We start from the raw sequence: 14970 nt of genomic DNA on the forward strand, positions 1-14970 counted from the left end.
CCTGTCGATTCCATCGTTCTTCTGTCCTTTCTTTGAGTTGCCCTCCCCTCGCGCTCCCGGGCGCCGATCACACCGGGTTCCGCGCGCTGGGGAGCACCTGGTTGGGCAGGAGCCCGGCGAGGGCGTTGTCCGCCAGCGTGGCCGCGTGTTCGTCGGTCAGGGTGTAGTGGCCAGCGAGGCGACGGAAGATCAGCGGGCCGAAGAGGATGTCGATGACGTCGTCCACCGGGATCGCTGGATCCGCCTCGCCGCGGTCGATGCCCCGTTGCCAGAGCTCGGTGATCGCGGCGCGCCGACCGGCGAGGAAGTACTTGCGGAAGTAGGCGGCGCCGGCCGGGTCGTCGACGCAGGCCGCGACGAGCTGCGCAAAAACGGCACCCAGGTCGCTGGCGTAGAACGCGCTCACCCGCCGCACCTGTTCGGCCAGGTCACCGCGCGTACTCCCGGTATCGGGCAGCGGCAGTGCCTCCGCCATCATCAGGCCGAACGCCTTCGCGGCGACCGCGGTGCGCGAGGGCCAGTGCTTGTAGATCGTGGCCTTGCTCACCCGCGAGCGCTGCGCGATGGCGTCCACCGTGGCAGCCGGCAGCCCGCCCTCACGCAGCAGCTCCTGCGTCGCCGCAAGTACCTGGGCATGGAGGCGGTCACTGCGCGCACCGCGCGGCCGCTCCAGGATCCCGTCACCAGGAGCAGGGGTGCCGCCCGTCGACGCGGTCATGCGGCGGACTGGTCGAAGCCGGTCGAGACGGCGACCTCGCGCCAGGTGTCGAGCTCCTGGCGCACGAAGGCGAGCTTGTGCTCGACGCCGGCTACACAGTCCGCGCCGAGCTGGAGGCGCAGCGGGGCTTTGCCGGAGTCGATCGTCTCCACGATCACCCGGGCCGCCTTTGCAGGGTCGCCGGGCTGGCCGTGGTTGACCTGCTCGGCGGTCAGGCGCATCTGCCCGGCGGGCCCGTCGGCGTAGTCGTCGATCGAGGCGGCCACCGTGTGCAGGCTGCTGGAGTCGAGGAAGTCCGTGCGGAAGTAGCCCGGCTCGATGAGGGTCACCCCGACGCCGAGCGGCTCCAGCTCGGTGGCCAACGCCTCGGAGAAGCCCTCGACGGCGAACTTGGTGGAGGCGTAGATGCCCCACCCCGGCGAGCCGACGAAACCGCCGACCGACGACAGGTTGACGATGTGTCCCGACCGCTGCGCCCGCAGCAGCGGCGCCACCGCACGGGTGACGTTGAGCAGCCCGAACACGTTCGTCTCGTAGACGGCGCGCACCTCGGCGTCGCCGGCCTCCTCGACCGCACCCAGCAATCCCCGGCCGGCGTTGTTGACCAGCACGTCGATCCGGCCGAACCGCCCGACGGCAGCATCTGCCGCGGCCTGCGCCTGCGCCTCGTCGGACACGTCCAAGGAAACGGCGAGCAGGTTCTCGCGCTCCTGCCCGAACCGCTCCGTGATCTGCTCGGCCCCGCGCGCCGTTGCCACCACCTGGTGGCCTGCGGCCAGTGCCGTCTCCACGATCTCGGCTCCGAAGCCCCGGGAAGCCCCGGTAACGAACCACACACTCATGAGAAATCCTCTCGGATCGGACGTTTGGGGTGTCGCACGCAGCAGCCAAACTAGACTGAACGACTAGTTCAGTCTAGGTCGAGCAAGCGGCCTCCGCAATACGCCAGCCACGTTGCTGCTCGTCCGGCGCAAGCTCCAGGAACGGGACTGCGCAAAGACCGGCTCTGTCTCATACCGGTGGCAACCCCGGGTGATGCCAAATGCGCAAAGTATCTCCCTCGGTCTGCAAGAGAGCGCTTCAGGGCGGTCTCCAGCGGTATAACTCTCCGTTCCACCGGATGTGAGACAGGGCTGTTCAATGGATACCTCCCGGACGTTGAGCGTCATGATCTGGCGGGGTACCGCGAATTCTGGCCGGCGTCGGGTCCTACCCCTGTGTCTGTGCCGAGGGCGGCGGTCGCGGGTGGTCCCGCAGGTCGAGGCCGTGTTGCTTGTAGAGGCGGCCTGCAAGACCGGTCTAGATCGGGCGATATCGTAGGCACTGGTACCGTGGCGGGAAATCGTGGGCGGTGCACGATCCGGGCAAGATCCCACTCAATGTGGCGCTGGGTGGGGTGCTGCGGGCCGATGCGGCAGGATCGCTGGTTCCTGTCGCGTGTGGTCGCATCAGCCAGCGGGGGAAGGATGGGCTGGCTTGTTTCCCGCGCCTGATCTGGTCGAGCCCGGGGTAGAGTGTAAAGAACGCGTCAAGAAATGGGCGCGGGGTGTGCCGGGAAGTCTGGTCGGCGTCAGGGGCCGTGTGCCCATTTCCTGGCGTTTGGAGTTCCCCCCCTCGTCATGCCTGCTGATCGCCCGCGTCCCCTCTTCCTGGGCCTTTTGCCTCTGCTCGAGCGGCAGGCCATCACTGGGGCCCTGCGTACCGAGGCGCTGATGCGCGTGGTGGGGGTGTCGATGCCGAGGATGGCGTCGGCGGTGGTGCGGGCGATCCGGCCGGGCCTGGCGGCCGGCGGCCGTAGCAGGCGGCGAATCAGTGTGACGGAGATTCCGAAGCGTCTGCGATGTCCTGGGCCGCCATGCCTTGTCTGCGGAGCAAGGCGGCGTGCACGGCAGCTTGGCCGGGATTGACGCGGGCTGGCCGACCGCCGGCGTGGTCCCGCGCGCGTTGACGCCGGGCCCGTCGCTGGGCCTGCCGACAGACCGGCTCAGCGCAGCCGTTGCTGGCGGAGAACACGTCGCAGACCCGGCCGGTTGGGGATCCTCAGGAGGCTCCGCATCGTCGGGCGGGCTGACCTGGCGATCGGCCGGGCGAGCGACGACTCTCACCCGGTGATGTTCATCGTCCCGGTGCTCACCGCGCGGGTCTTGGGGGCGGTGAGAGTGCAGGGCCCCACCTGGATTGTGACGGCCTGGCGGGGCCCTGTGGTGCGCATCGGACGGCGACGGTGACGCCCGTGCGCGGTGTTCATGCAAGCTCACCGGCAGGCGGTGAGTTCTGGTGACGCGCGTGCGGACGGGGGGCTGTCGCTGGGATGGAGGTGCGTGGCGTGCGCTCGGCTGTGTACGGGCGAGGGTGCGCACCGGAGCGGTCGGTGCGGCAGGCTGGAGGGGTGGATGATGCGCGGTTCGTGGTGCACGGCCCGTCGCCCCGGGGTGGGCGGCTGGTCACCATGTACCGCGCCGGCCGCACGGAGGACGACTACGTGGGGACAGCGTTCTCCGAACACGACCTGCTGCTGATCCTGCGGTCGCCCGGGCTGCCCGATCCGGACCTGGTGGTCGACGACCCGCGCTGGGTGGAATGGCGGGGCGCGACTGCGCACCGCTGGGGCAGTGGCTGACCGCTTCTGTTCGGGTCGCGGGATGTCAAGGGCCCTTGACGTTCAAGGTTTGCTGGATCGAGGTCTTGCAGGGGCTTGTGATGGCCGATCTTCATGTCAAGGGGCCTTGACATGCCCTGATCTTGGCTGTCAAGAACCTTGACGTAGGACATCAAGGGATCATGCCGGTTGTTGTGAAGGGGCCTTGACGTGGCGGGTGGGGCGCGAGAAGAACTGGCGGGTGTGGTGGACCGGCTGGAGGTGTTGCTGGCCGATGTGGTGGTGACCGATCCGCTGGCAGTGCTGGAGGCGGTGGGCCGGCTGGAGTCGCTGATCGAGCGGCAGGCGCCGCCGGCAGGCGTCGCGGCGCGGGGGCAGGGCGCGACGTGGGAGGAGATCGGCGCTGCGGTGAATGCCACCCGGCAGGCGGCGTATCAGCGGTGGGCTCGGTATCTGCCGCGTGAGGCAGACGCGGACGCCTCCCGCTGACCGCTATCCTGGCCGACTGACCCGCGCAGGGCGGCAGTCCCCGGTCGTGTGACAGCGGCCAGTCGGTGGGAGCCAGCTGGCGGCAGGTGGTTACTGAGCGTGAAGTGTCAGATTGGCTGGGGCTGGCTTTCTGGGCGGAAGGTGCGGCGGTAGGTGTCGGGCGGGACGCCGACGCTGCGTTGGAAGTGACGGCGCAGGGTGGTGGCGGTGCCCATGCCGGTGGCCGTGGCGATGGCGTCGACGGTGGCGTTGGTGGTTTCCAGGAGTTCTTGGGCGTGGCGGATGCGCTGGGTGTGGAGCCAGTGCAGTGGCGTGGTGCCGGTGAGGTGTTTGAAGTGGCGGGCGAGGTGGCGTGAGCTCATGCGGGCCTGGTGGGCCAGGTCCTCGACGCTGAGAGGCTGATTCAGTCGTTCCAGTGCCCACGGGAAGAGTTTTGCCAGCGGGTGGTTATCCGGGGCGGGCAGGGGGGTGGAGATGAACTGGGCCTGGCCGCCGTCACGGTGGGGTGGGATGACCAGACGGCGGGCGATCTTATTGGCGTTGGCTGAACCGTGGTCGAGGCGGACCAGGTGCAGGCACAGGTCCATGGCGGCGGCCTTGCCCGCGGAGGTGAGGACGTCGCCGTTGTCGACATAGAGGACGTCCGGGTCGACGGTGGCTGCTGGGTGGCGCTGGGCCAGTTCCCGAGTATGTGCCCAGTGTGTGGTGACGCGTTTTCCGTCGAGAAGTCCGGCTGCGCCCAGGACGAAGGCGCCGGTGCACAGAGAGGCGACGCGGGCACCGGCCGCGTGGGCGGTGCGCACCGCCTCGATCAGTTCGGCGGGTGGTTCGCGGTCGGTGTCGGCCCAGCCGGGCACGATGACCGTGTCCGCGTGAGTGAGGTGGTCGAGTGGGTGGTCGGGTTCGAGGCGGAAGCGGCCGACGTGCACTGGGCCGTTCCCGCACAGGAAGAAGTCGTACCAGGGGTCCACGATGTGGGTCAGGTTGGCGCCGAAGACTTCGACAGCCACGGACAGCTCGTAGTGGAGCATGCCGTCGGTGACGGCCAGCGCAACGGTTGGCATGTCTGAAACTGTACGCGTCATGTCGTTTCCGACGCTCGTGTGAGGTGCTGCCGCGAGGCCAGGATGTGGGTGTCAGGCCGCGGCGGATCGGCAGCGCGGCGGTGACTCAACTGCACGGGAGTGGGTTTCATGGGGTCAGGTCAGCTGGTGGCGGTGTTCGGCGCGTACGGTCACACTGGGCGGTTCGTGATTGCGGAGCTGGCCGCGCGCGGGTTCGTTCCGGTGCCGTCCGGGCGCAACGCGCAGGCGGTCCATGAGGTGGCCGACGAGCTCGGGCTCGCGGCTCGGGTGGCATCGGCGGACGATCCGGTCTCGCTGGATCGGGCTCTGGCAGGAACAACGGCGGTCATCAACTGTGCCGGTCCCTTCGCTTCGACCACCGGCCCCGTGATCGAAGCCGCGCTCCGAGCGAAGATCCCGTACCTGGACGTGGCCGCCGAACTCGAGGCGAACCTCGACACCTTCGCCCACTACCGCGATCGGGCCCAGGAAGCGGGAGCGGTGATCATCCCGGCCATGGCCTTCTTCGGCGGCCTCGGCGACCTGCTGGCCACTGCGGCGATGGGTGACTGGACCAAGGCCGACGAGGCCCACATCGCCTATGCGCTCAGCAACTGGCACCCCACCACCGGCACCCGCTTGTCCGGTGCCGTCTCCCGCGAGCGGCGCGGCGACGTCCGCCTGCGCTACCGCGGCGGACAGTGGGAGCAGAGCACCGACGCCGCGCCGACCCTGCGGTGGACCTTCCCGCAGCCGATGGGTTCCCGGGAGGTGATCGGAGAGTTCACGATGGCGGACGTCGTCACCATCTCTGAGCACCTGTCGATCTCGGACGTGACCACCTACATGACCGCCGAAGCCGTCCGCGACGTCGCCGCACCCCACACGCCGGCCCCGGCAGCCACCAACGCGAACGGGCGCTCCGACCAGACCTTCCTGGTCCACGTCATCGTGCGCTCAGGCGGAGCCGAACGCCGGGCCACGGCCAGCGGCCAGGACATCTACGCCATCACCGCGCCCCTGGTCGTCGAAGCCCTCGGACGTGTCCTCACCGGGCGCACCAAGACCATTGGTGTCGCCTCCGCCGGCGAGATCTTCGACGCACTCGACTTCCTGCACGCACTTACCCCGCACATCGCACTCGACGTCCACCCGCACACCACCTGAAGGCGACGCGCCACGACGCCCGACCGTTCCCGGGCCTAGAGACAGACTCCCACTATGTCCACCGTAGATTCCCCGCTTGATCACCAAGAGCCACATTCAAACTGGCCGTACGCGGGGAATCTTTGATGGCCGCCCACAGCCGTGTGCGTCGGGGTCTGGTGACGGGCCCGTAGTCTCCTCAAGGACGGGCGAGGCAGCCTGCTCTTCACCGGAGGGATCGTCGCGGTCAATCCCTTGCCCGAGTACACATCCCTGTCGATCGGCAAGGCCGCGCTGCGCAACTACGTCCTGTCCCTCCACCAGTACCAGCAGGGCACCGGCGTGCACGTCGCTACCGTGACCATCGACGGCTACATCGGCAGCGGCGACCCGCGCTTCGCCCCGAGAATCTGGCCGCCACCTTCCTGGACCTGCGCCACCAGTCGCAGGACGAGTGGCAGGCCGAGCTCCTCTACTTCTGAGACGCGGGGGGCATGCTCCGCAGACGTAGGCCGCGTCAGCCGGGCCTTCAATCCGTCAATGGCGGTCCGCAGCGGGTACCGGGTTGAGCGTGTTGACCAGTTCGGCGAGGTGGGTGAGCTGGTCTTGGCCGAGCGGTACGAGCACGCGTCGACGTAGTGCGGCTGCCAATGCGAGGGCGGCTTGGTGGGCGACTTCGCGGCCTGACGGTGTGAGCGCGGCGAAGATGACCCTACGGTCGGCGGTTGACGGGTGACGTTCTATCAGGCCGGCGGCGGCGAGCCGGTCGGCGACCTTGGTGGTGCCGGCCGTACTGAACCCGAGCGTTTGGGAGAGCTTGCTCATTGGTGCCTGTCGATCCGGGCTGTTGAGTAGGAACCACAGCACCTGGAAGGACGAGGGCGCCAACCCGGTCTGCGTGTCGATGTCGCCCAGGAGTTGATCAGTGAGCCGGCGGATGCCGCCGGAGATCGCGTTCCACCGCTGCAGTATCGCCACGTCCTCCGGGGTGGGGCGTGCGCCCGGCCCCGGGGCACTGGCTGGTTCCTCCCTGGACATGATCTGTGCTCCTCATCACGGCGATTTCTTGGATCACTCTATCCCAACGTGCTATTGTCTCTCTAGCGAGCTAATTACTAGCGATCTAGCATCTAGCTAGGAACTGCTTCTGGCTAATAACACGAGAGGCGCAAAGATGACAGAAAACGACATTTCGCCCGACGTCACCTTCGGCAGCCCGGCGAGTGGGGCGCAGCTTGAGCAGGCCGCCAAGGCACTGCGGGAGAACGGGTTCGGCGTCGAGATCGTCGACACACTGCCGGAGGCCCGGCGGGTAGTGAATCAACTGCTCCCTATGGATAGGGACATCTTCACCGCGACCAGCGAGACGTTGCGGCTGACCGGTCTGGCCGAGGATATCGACAACTCTGGGCGTTACCGCAGTATTCGTGCACAGCAGCTGGAATGGGATTTCAGTAGCGAAGGTGACACGATGCGCCGTACCCGGTCGGCACCGGACGTCGTGGTGGGCAGCGTGCACGCGGTGACCGAGGACGGCCAACTCGTCACCGCTTCGGCCAGTGGTAGCCAACTCGCCCCCTACGCCGCCGGCGCTGCGCAGGCGATCTGGGTCGTCGGGGCGCAGAAGGTTGTCGCGGACCTCGACACCGCGCTGCGGCGGATCCGGACGTACTCGTACCCGAACGAAGACGTCCGCGCCCAGCAGGCATACGGGCAACCCAGCGTGATCGCCAAGATCCTGGTCATCAGCCGCGAGGTGTTCCCGGGCCGCGCCACGGTGGTTCTGGTCCGCGAGCCGGTCGGCTTCTGACTACTCCCCACGGATGAATGATTGGTGACCAGAAAACGTGGTACGTGCAGTCGCGGCCACCGCCTGGGGCGGAGTCGACAGCATCGACGTCATCGACGTGCCGTCCCGGCGGCCAGGGCCTGGTGAGGCCTCGGTCGCGGTGCGTGCGACAGTGATCAGTCCGTTCGACCTCAAACGCGCCGGGGGAGCGATCGGCGGCGATGGTGAGTCGTTGCCGCTGCGGCTTGGCAATGAGGCTGCCGGTGTCGTTAGCGCCATCGGCCCGGATCCGATGGGATTCGAGGGCGCGCCGCTTGCCGTGGGCGACGAGGTGTTCGGGCACTGGCTGCCGGGAGCGCAGGCCGACGAACTGACCGTTGCTGCCGGGATGCTGCTACGCAAACCGGCCGGGCTCGGTTTCGCCGAGGCCGCTTCGCTGCTCGGCAGCGGGACCACCGCAGTGCACATCCTGGAAGCGGCGGCCGTGGGCGACGGCGACGTCGTACTGGTGCACGGCGTGAGCGGGGCGGTCGGTGGCATGGTGGCGCAGCTTGCCCGGATGCGCGGCGCTCACGTGATCGGCACCGCCGCACCCGGCCGACATGAGCGGCTGCGCGTCATGGGCGTACACCCGGTCGCGTACGGCGCCGGTCTGGCCGACCGGGTGCGCGCGCTCGTCCCCGGCGGTGTGTCGGCGGCGATCGACACCGCCGGCACCGACGAAGCGCTCGCGGCCTCACTGGCGCTGGTGAACGACCCCGCCCGCGTCGTGACGATCGCCAATCACCGCGGGGCCGTCGCGGCCGGCGCCCGTGCACTGGGGCCGGGGCCGGAAACGGAACGCGTGCGTACCGCCGCCCGGCTCGACCTGGTCCGTCTCGCCGCCGCCGGGGACCTCGCCGTGGCGATCGCCCGCCAGTTCCCGCTCGAGCAGGCCCGCGACGCGTACGCCCTGCTTGCCACTGGTCACGCCGCCGGCAAGATCGTCCTGCGGCCCGCGTAACGGACAGACCGGGGCATCCCCGAAGCGATCACAGACGGCCGGTTCCGGCCGCCGGCGATCACCGGCGCCTCACCCAAACGTCGCCGCCCACCCCGGTGGTCGAGCGACCACGCGCATCGTGATGGAGGTACGACATGTCTGACCGCTGGGCCGACGCCAACGCCCAGGTGATCGACCAGTTCCGAGCCAACGTGGGCGTCGTTGGCGGCCCGTTCGAGGGCAAACAGATCCTGCTGGTGCACCACGTCGGACGGCGCACCGGCGAGGAACGCGTTACGCCGCTGGTCGCCGCCCGCGACGGGGACGCGTATCTCGTGTGCGGCACCGCCGGCGGCGCGCCGCGGGATCCGGTGTGGGTCGCGAACATCGAGGTCGGGCCGCGCGAAACCACCATCGAGATCGGCGCGCGGCCGCTACGGGTCGCCGCCCGCGTGGTCCGGTCCACCTCCCCGGAATGGGACCGGCTCTATCGGATCTGGTCGGCCTACTGGCCCGACGCCGCGCTGTACGAGACCCGCACCTCGCGGGCATTCCCCATCGTCCGCCTCGAACCACTCACCTGAGGCAACACCGGCTCCCGGACCGTCCTCGGTCCGTTCGCCGACACCTAATGCGCCAACACCTCCGAGAGGTTTGTTCCGTGACCGTTTTTCTGTGGGTGCTCGCCGCCGTCTTGGCCGCGCTGTTCCTTGGCAGCGGAGCCATGAAGCTGCTGCGCAGCAAGACGCAGCTGGCCAATTCCGGCCAGGGCTGGGTCGAGCCAGTCCCCGCCGGGTCGATCAAGCTCATCGGTGCCCTGGAAGTCGCCGCAGCCGTCGGCCTCGTCCTCCCGCCGGCGCTCGACATCGCCCCGGCGCTGGCGCCCGTCGCCGCCGTCGGCCTCGTCGTTCTGATGGTCGGCGCCGCGATCACCCACGCCCGCCGGCGCGAGATGCCGAACCTGCTGGTCAACATCGTGCTGGCCGTACTCGCCGCCGTCGTCGTCTGGGGACGATTCGGCCCCTACGCATTCTGACCCGCTCGACCGAACGCATCCGATTTCCCGCGAGGAGTTCCAGATGGAACTAAGCAACGACGCTGCCACCGTTGGTCCCACCTATCGAATCGGCCAGGTGCAGGCCCGCCGGATCGTCGAATGGAACGGGCACCTGTTTACCAGGGGCCAGGTGTTCGCCGACTCCGACCGTGGCGAGTGGATGGCCGAACGGTCGTGGCTCGAACCGCGGTACTGGAACGCGCAGACAGACCACGTCACCCTGACGATCCAATCGTTCCTGCTTGAGCACGGCGGCACACGCATTCTGGTCGACACCGGAATCGGCAACCACAAACAGCGGCCGACCGTCCCGCCCTTCCATCAGCTGAACACCCCCTTCCTCGATCGTCTTCACGAGGCGGGCGCCGCACCGGACGACATCGACATCGTCGTGCTGACACATCTGCATTCCGACCACGTCGGCTGGAACACCCGACTCGACGGCGAGAACTGGGTGCCTACGTTCCCCAACGCCCGCTACCTGATCTCGCAGGCCGAATTCGACTTCTGGAACCCGGCCGGTGGTCAAAGCCGGCATTCGGTCGACGAGGACCAAGCGCTGGTCTTCGCCGACAGCGTGGCCCCAATCGTCGCCAGCGGTCAGGCCGAACTCTGGTCCGGCACGCTGTCCCTCAGCAGCGGCGTCGACCTGCGGATCGGCCTGGATCAGATACCCGGGCACACTCCGGGCTCCGCCGTGCTCACCGTCTCTTCCGGCAGCGACACGGCGATGTTCGTGGGTGACCTGCTCTCGACTCCGATGATGATCGGCCACCCGGACCTGTGCGCGAGGTACGGCGACCACTGGATCGACCACAACCCCGACCAGGTCCGCGCCGGTCGCCGCGACATTCTGGCCCGCGCCGCCCGAAGTAAGGCGCGGCTCGTACCAGCGCACTTCAACGCCGACGCGGGTGTCTTCCTTTCCCGCGATGCCGCCGGCCTCAACGTGATCGACCACGTTCCAGCCTGAACGGCCGGGATCCTGCGAAGGACGGAACATGATGGAACACGAACTCGACTTCCACGGCAAGACAATGCTCGTCACCGGCTCGGGACGCAATATCGGACGCGCGATCGTCCTGGAATTCGCCGCACGCGGGGCGAACGTCGTCATCAACGCCCGCGACACCGACGCCGACCGCGTCGAAGCCGAAGCCGTCAGGACCGAAGCGGAAAAGTACGGTGTCGGTGCGCTCGTCGTCCTCGGCGACGCTGGCGATCGCGAAACGGTGCAGCGGTTGAAGACCGAGTCGGAGCAGCGGTTCGGCCGCGTCGACATGTACGTGAGCAACGCCATGCACCGCATGTACCGGGAATCGTTCTTCGACACCACCGACGAGGACTGGCACTACTACCTCAACCAGCAGCTCACCGCCTCCTGGTATCTCGCCAAGGCATTCGTCCCCGGGATGCAGACCGGGGGATGGGGCCGCATCATCCACATGAACGGCCCCAACGCCTGGACTGGCTCGTGGGCCGCCATCCCCATCGCTTCAAGCAAGGCCGGCCTACACACCCTGACCAAGTCCCTCGCATCGGGTCTCGGCCAATACGGAATCACCGTCAACGACATCAACCCCGGCTTCGTGGACGTTGTCCGCGACTCTGGCCTCGACGACAACACCGCCCTCCGCACGCGCGCCGCCGGCAGCATGGCGATCAAACGCGTCATCACCCCCGAGGAGGTCGCCTGGACCTGCGCCTATCTCTGCTCCGCCCGCTCCGGCGCGGTCACCGGAACCATCATCAACATCGACGGCGGCCCTCAGGCCGCCCACTGACGATCCAATTCCCGCCCGAACAGGGCAAGACGTGGGCCCGCCGAACTCGTCGATCTCCGATCGCGGGTCCGTCCTCATGCGGGATACCAAACGCACCAAAAGAGCTGTTTGACGTTGGAATGAGTGGTAATGGACCGAATCAATGGCGTCAGCTCGCCGCCGTTCAAGCATCGCCAAATCGTCATGGCCGAGCGCCCGTCCGGCGTCCTGACACCGCAGCACTTCCGGAGCGAGGTGGTGGCTGTGCCGCCGCGGTCCTCCGACGAGGTGCTACTGCGCAACATCTTCGTGTCCGTCGCCCCGCACGCCCGGGCCGTGATGCAAGGTCCGACCTACCGTCCCCAGCTGTCCCCGGGGGAGGTCATCCCAAGTTCGGTCATCGCCGAGGTGGTGGCCGCGCCGCCGGGCGGGCCAGAGCCGGGAAGCATCGTCGGCGGGGTGGCGGGCTGGCAGGAGTACTCGGTCGTACCCCTGTCCGACATCTGGCCGCTGGAACGGGTTGGAAAACTCTCACACCACCTGGGCCTGCTCGGCCGCAACGGCCTGACCGCGTACTTCGGCATTCGTCAGGTGGCACAGGTGCGCGCCGGAGAGACGGTCGTGGTCTCCGGCGCGGCCGGCGGCGTCGGCCACCTCGCCGGCCAGCTCGCCCGGATCGCCGGCGCCCGGGCGATCGGCATCAGCGGCGCGGAGGAAAAGAACGAGATCCTCCGACAACAACTGGGCTACAGCGCGACCGCGAGCCGCCGGTCGCCCTCATTCGCTGAAGGCCTGCGAGCGGCCTGCCCCGACGGAGTGGACGTCTACTTCGACAACGTCGGCGGGCCGGTGCTCGACGCCGTCCTGCCCCTGCTGAACAAGTACGGCCGGATCGTCTGCTGCGGCGTGACCGCCCAGTACGACGCGGACCGCCCCCCGCCCGGACCGTCCGGACTGGCCGTGCAACTCATCGCCAAGAGCCTGCTCATGCGGGGCTTCTTGGTCGCCGACTACCTCTCGCAATGGCCGACGGCCCAGCGCGACCTCTTCGCGCTACAGGAGAACGGCGACCTGACAGTTTTGGAAGACGTCCGCGACGGACTCGACACCGCACCCGACGCACTCATCGCGATGATGGCCGGTGGCAACGTCGGACAACTTGCCATCAGACTCGCACCCGACCCACCGGAATGGCTGACAGCCCGCTGAGCCGCGGTTCATTCCCTGATCCGGCCATCGCCGCTGTCGGACGTAACACTTTTCTTCTGTGGCGTAGGCGGTCTCGTCCGCTCGGATCCCCGTCCCGGGCGGTATGTCGGGGTGATCCGCGGCTGGCACGGCGTAGGACTCGGTGATCAGCCGCAGCGTTTGGCCGATCCGGTGGGAAGGTCTCCGAGCCACCGGCACTTGATTACGTTTAACGATTGGGTTGATTTGGTACGTGTCGTTCAGGCCTGGCCGCCGACGGTAATGCCGTCGGACCGGCGGCCCGAGCTCATGTTGCAGCGGACGAGTCCGGACGCGGTGTCAGACGGCGATACCTGGTCGACGTCAGCGTGCCCGGCGGTGTGCGCGACGCGTTCGATCTGCTTCGGCGTGGCTGGGACGACCAGGTGGGCGACGCGATCCCGATCCCTCCTTCCCGTCCGGTCTCCGACGCCCCGTACCGCATCCGTATCCGCCACTCGAAGGTGGCTGGTGCGGTGGTGGAGGAGATCTTCAGCGACTCGATTGTCGGCGGTACCGGCGGCAATTCCAACCACCTGAACGACCGGGTGGTGCTGCACCTGGTGCGTACGGGGACGTGGAACTTTGCCCGGTCGGGCGGCCGCGGCGCTTCGATGGTGGTGCCGGCTGGGCGGTTCATCGCACTCTACAACGATCCGTCGTGGCGCTTCGGCATCGGCGCCAGGACCAACTCGCGAGTGTTGATCTTGCCGCCAGGTGAGCTGCAGCAACTCGTCGCCGACAAGCCGGTCACGGGCCCGTTCGACGCCGCGCCGATGCGCGTGCTGATGGCTCACGTCGACACGGTCTCGTTGATGTTGGACGACCTGCCACCCACCGGTGTGCGGGCCGCCCAAGCCGCCACGACCGAACTGGTCACGGGCGTGGTCGCCGGCACCGTGGACGGCAACGAGCCGCTGCTGGGTCCGGCGCTGGCCGTTGCCGCTCAACGGCTCGTGGAGGGCCTGCTCACCGACGCCGAGCTCTCTCCGCAACTAGGGTCTGTTTCATAAGTGGATCAAGGTCTGTCATGATCCATTTGTGGGGCGTGGAGATCTGACGAGTGAGCAATGGGCCAGGCTGGAGCCGCTGTTGCCGGTAGGCAAGAAGCCAGAGCGGCCTCCGATTCGGTCGAAGCGACAGCTGATCAACGGCATACGCTGGCGGGCGCGGACCGGCGCGCCTTGGCGGGACGTTCCCGCCCGCTACGGTGAGTGGGAGACGTTTACGGGCTCTTTCGGCGCTGGCAGCGCGCCATCTGGAGTCGGATCCTCTCCCAGTTGCAGGCCGAGGCCGACGCGAAGGGCCTGATCACCTGGGACGTGAGCGTGGACTCCACGGTCGCGCGAGCGCATCAACATGCCGCGGGCGCTCGTAAAAGGGGGACCTGTAGCGGGACAAACCAGGCGGAGTCGCAGTCGAGTCCGCCGACCACGGGCTGGGACGCTCACGCGGTGGACTGACGACGAAGGTGCACCTGGCGGTCGAGCGCGGCCAGAAACCACTTTCCTTCCTGGCCACCGCCGGTCAGTGGCACGATAGCCCCCAGTTCCGGCCCGTCCTGGAGCGCATCCGGGTGCCCCGGGTAGGCGTTGGCAGGCCGCGCCGGCGACCGGGTCGGGTGCGGGCAGACAGGACACCCCATGCAGCTATCAGGTCAAGCAGCTGCGGCGAGCGGGGGCGGGTTGCGTCCTTGGAAGTGGTGTACGGGTTCCCACCTGATCCGGGTGTTTGTCCCGGCGTCGGAGTGAGTTCCCGGATATAGAGACGGTCACCGGCTGATCTTCGAAGTGTCGAAGCCTCGAAGGAGATCAGCACGATGACCGCACCAGACAGTCTGCCCTTGCACGTCCTCGCCGAGGAGAACCTCGCTGCGGCGAGTCCCGATCTGTTGCGCGCGATGGTCAAGACGTTTGCCGACGCGCTGATGTCCGCGGAGGCCGATGCGCTCTGCAATGCCGAATACGGGCAGGTCAGCGACGAACGCGTCAACCACCGCAACGGATATCGCCCGCGCGAGTGGGACACCAGGGCCGGAACCGAGCCTGTTGCGTTTTTGTTCGGGCTGCGCAGTATCAATGGGGCACCGCTTCCGACCTGAATGTCCCTGGTCGTCTCGAGTGCATGGCTGTCTGT

Annotated in this window: 16 protein-coding genes and 1 pseudogene; 13 read left to right on the plus strand and 4 right to left on the minus strand. The window is 68.0% G+C overall.

The features are described from left to right. Positions 1–67: 67 nt before the first annotated feature. A complete protein-coding gene (locus tag ABZ883_RS42430; protein WP_360917456.1) occupies positions 68–718 on the minus strand; it encodes a TetR/AcrR family transcriptional regulator in 651 nt (216 codons plus the stop codon). Beyond that, on the minus strand, positions 715–1560 hold the full coding sequence (locus ABZ883_RS42435) for an oxidoreductase (protein WP_360917459.1): 846 nt from the start codon (positions 1558–1560) through the stop codon (positions 715–717). The genes ABZ883_RS42430 and ABZ883_RS42435 overlap by 4 nt, the downstream gene beginning before the upstream one ends. Before the next feature lie 1547 nt (positions 1561–3107). On the opposite strand from ABZ883_RS42435, the gene ABZ883_RS42440 reads away from it, so the two are divergent. Together ABZ883_RS42440 and ABZ883_RS42445 are read left to right on the plus strand one after the other, a co-directional pair. Continuing rightward, positions 3108–3338 (plus strand): hypothetical protein, encoded by a 231-nt coding sequence (locus tag ABZ883_RS42440; RefSeq protein ID WP_360917462.1) that lies wholly within the window; start codon positions 3108–3110, stop codon positions 3336–3338. Positions 3339–3560: 222 nt separating this feature from the next. Next, entirely contained in the window at positions 3561–3806 is a 246-nt protein-coding gene (locus tag ABZ883_RS42445) for a hypothetical protein (protein ID WP_360917465.1), read from the plus strand. Positions 3807–3913: 107 nt separating this feature from the next. Here the strand turns inward: ABZ883_RS42445 and ABZ883_RS42450 are convergent, their stop codons facing one another. Beyond that, positions 3914–4870 (minus strand): helix-turn-helix domain-containing protein, encoded by a 957-nt coding sequence (locus tag ABZ883_RS42450; protein ID WP_360917468.1) that lies wholly within the window; start codon positions 4868–4870, stop codon positions 3914–3916. Positions 4871–4999: 129 nt separating this feature from the next. Here ABZ883_RS42450 and ABZ883_RS42455 point away from each other — a divergent pair, with 129 nt between their 5' ends. Then, on the plus strand, positions 5000–6037 hold the full coding sequence (locus ABZ883_RS42455) for a saccharopine dehydrogenase NADP-binding domain-containing protein (RefSeq protein WP_360917471.1): 1038 nt from the start codon (positions 5000–5002) through the stop codon (positions 6035–6037). A 516-nt stretch (positions 6038–6553) separates the two neighbouring features. Here ABZ883_RS42455 and ABZ883_RS42460 read toward each other — a convergent pair. Next, complete coding sequence (locus ABZ883_RS42460) at positions 6554–6994, minus strand: MarR family transcriptional regulator (RefSeq protein ID WP_360917474.1); 441 nt, start codon at positions 6992–6994, stop codon at positions 6554–6556. A 196-nt stretch (positions 6995–7190) separates the two neighbouring features. On the opposite strand from ABZ883_RS42460, the gene ABZ883_RS42465 reads away from it, so the two are divergent. The 10 genes and pseudogenes from ABZ883_RS42465 to ABZ883_RS42510 form a co-directional block, all read left to right on the plus strand. Then, complete coding sequence (locus tag ABZ883_RS42465) at positions 7191–7826, plus strand: LUD domain-containing protein (protein ID WP_360917477.1); 636 nt, start codon at positions 7191–7193, stop codon at positions 7824–7826. Between the two features lie 37 nt (positions 7827–7863). Continuing rightward, on the plus strand, positions 7864–8808 hold the full coding sequence (locus ABZ883_RS42470; RefSeq protein ID WP_360917480.1) for an NADP-dependent oxidoreductase: 945 nt from the start codon (positions 7864–7866) through the stop codon (positions 8806–8808). 134 nt (positions 8809–8942) lie between these two features. Then, positions 8943–9371 (plus strand): nitroreductase/quinone reductase family protein, encoded by a 429-nt coding sequence (locus tag ABZ883_RS42475; RefSeq protein WP_360917483.1) that lies wholly within the window; start codon positions 8943–8945, stop codon positions 9369–9371. Between the two features lie 77 nt (positions 9372–9448). Further along, on the plus strand, positions 9449–9823 hold the full coding sequence (locus ABZ883_RS42480; protein WP_360917486.1) for a DoxX family protein: 375 nt from the start codon (positions 9449–9451) through the stop codon (positions 9821–9823). A 43-nt stretch (positions 9824–9866) separates the two neighbouring features. After that, positions 9867–10817 carry an MBL fold metallo-hydrolase gene (locus ABZ883_RS42485; RefSeq protein WP_360917489.1) on the plus strand — a complete coding sequence of 317 codons (951 nt, stop codon included), beginning with the start codon at positions 9867–9869 and terminating at the stop codon, positions 10815–10817. 28 nt (positions 10818–10845) lie between these two features. Continuing rightward, complete coding sequence (locus ABZ883_RS42490) at positions 10846–11628, plus strand: SDR family oxidoreductase (RefSeq protein WP_360917493.1); 783 nt, start codon at positions 10846–10848, stop codon at positions 11626–11628. 129 nt (positions 11629–11757) lie between these two features. Continuing rightward, the gene (locus ABZ883_RS42495; protein WP_360917502.1) at positions 11758–12816 is read left to right on the plus strand and encodes an NADP-dependent oxidoreductase; all 1059 of its coding nucleotides are present in this window, start codon (positions 11758–11760) and stop codon (positions 12814–12816) included. Positions 12817–13175: 359 nt separating this feature from the next. Beyond that, the gene (locus tag ABZ883_RS42500) at positions 13176–13847 is read left to right on the plus strand and encodes a hypothetical protein (protein ID WP_360917496.1); all 672 of its coding nucleotides are present in this window, start codon (positions 13176–13178) and stop codon (positions 13845–13847) included. 28 nt (positions 13848–13875) lie between these two features. Next, positions 13876–14145 carry a transposase gene (locus tag ABZ883_RS42505; RefSeq protein WP_360917499.1) on the plus strand — a complete coding sequence of 90 codons (270 nt, stop codon included), beginning with the start codon at positions 13876–13878 and terminating at the stop codon, positions 14143–14145. Between the two features lie 508 nt (positions 14146–14653). After that, positions 14654–14887, plus strand: a pseudogene (locus ABZ883_RS42510) (transposase); the annotation flags it as partial. Positions 14888–14970 lie beyond the last annotated feature (83 nt).

Source organism: Streptomyces sp. NPDC046977, assembly GCF_040644455.1.
Taxonomy (GTDB): domain Bacteria; phylum Actinomycetota; class Actinomycetes; order Streptomycetales; family Streptomycetaceae; genus Actinacidiphila.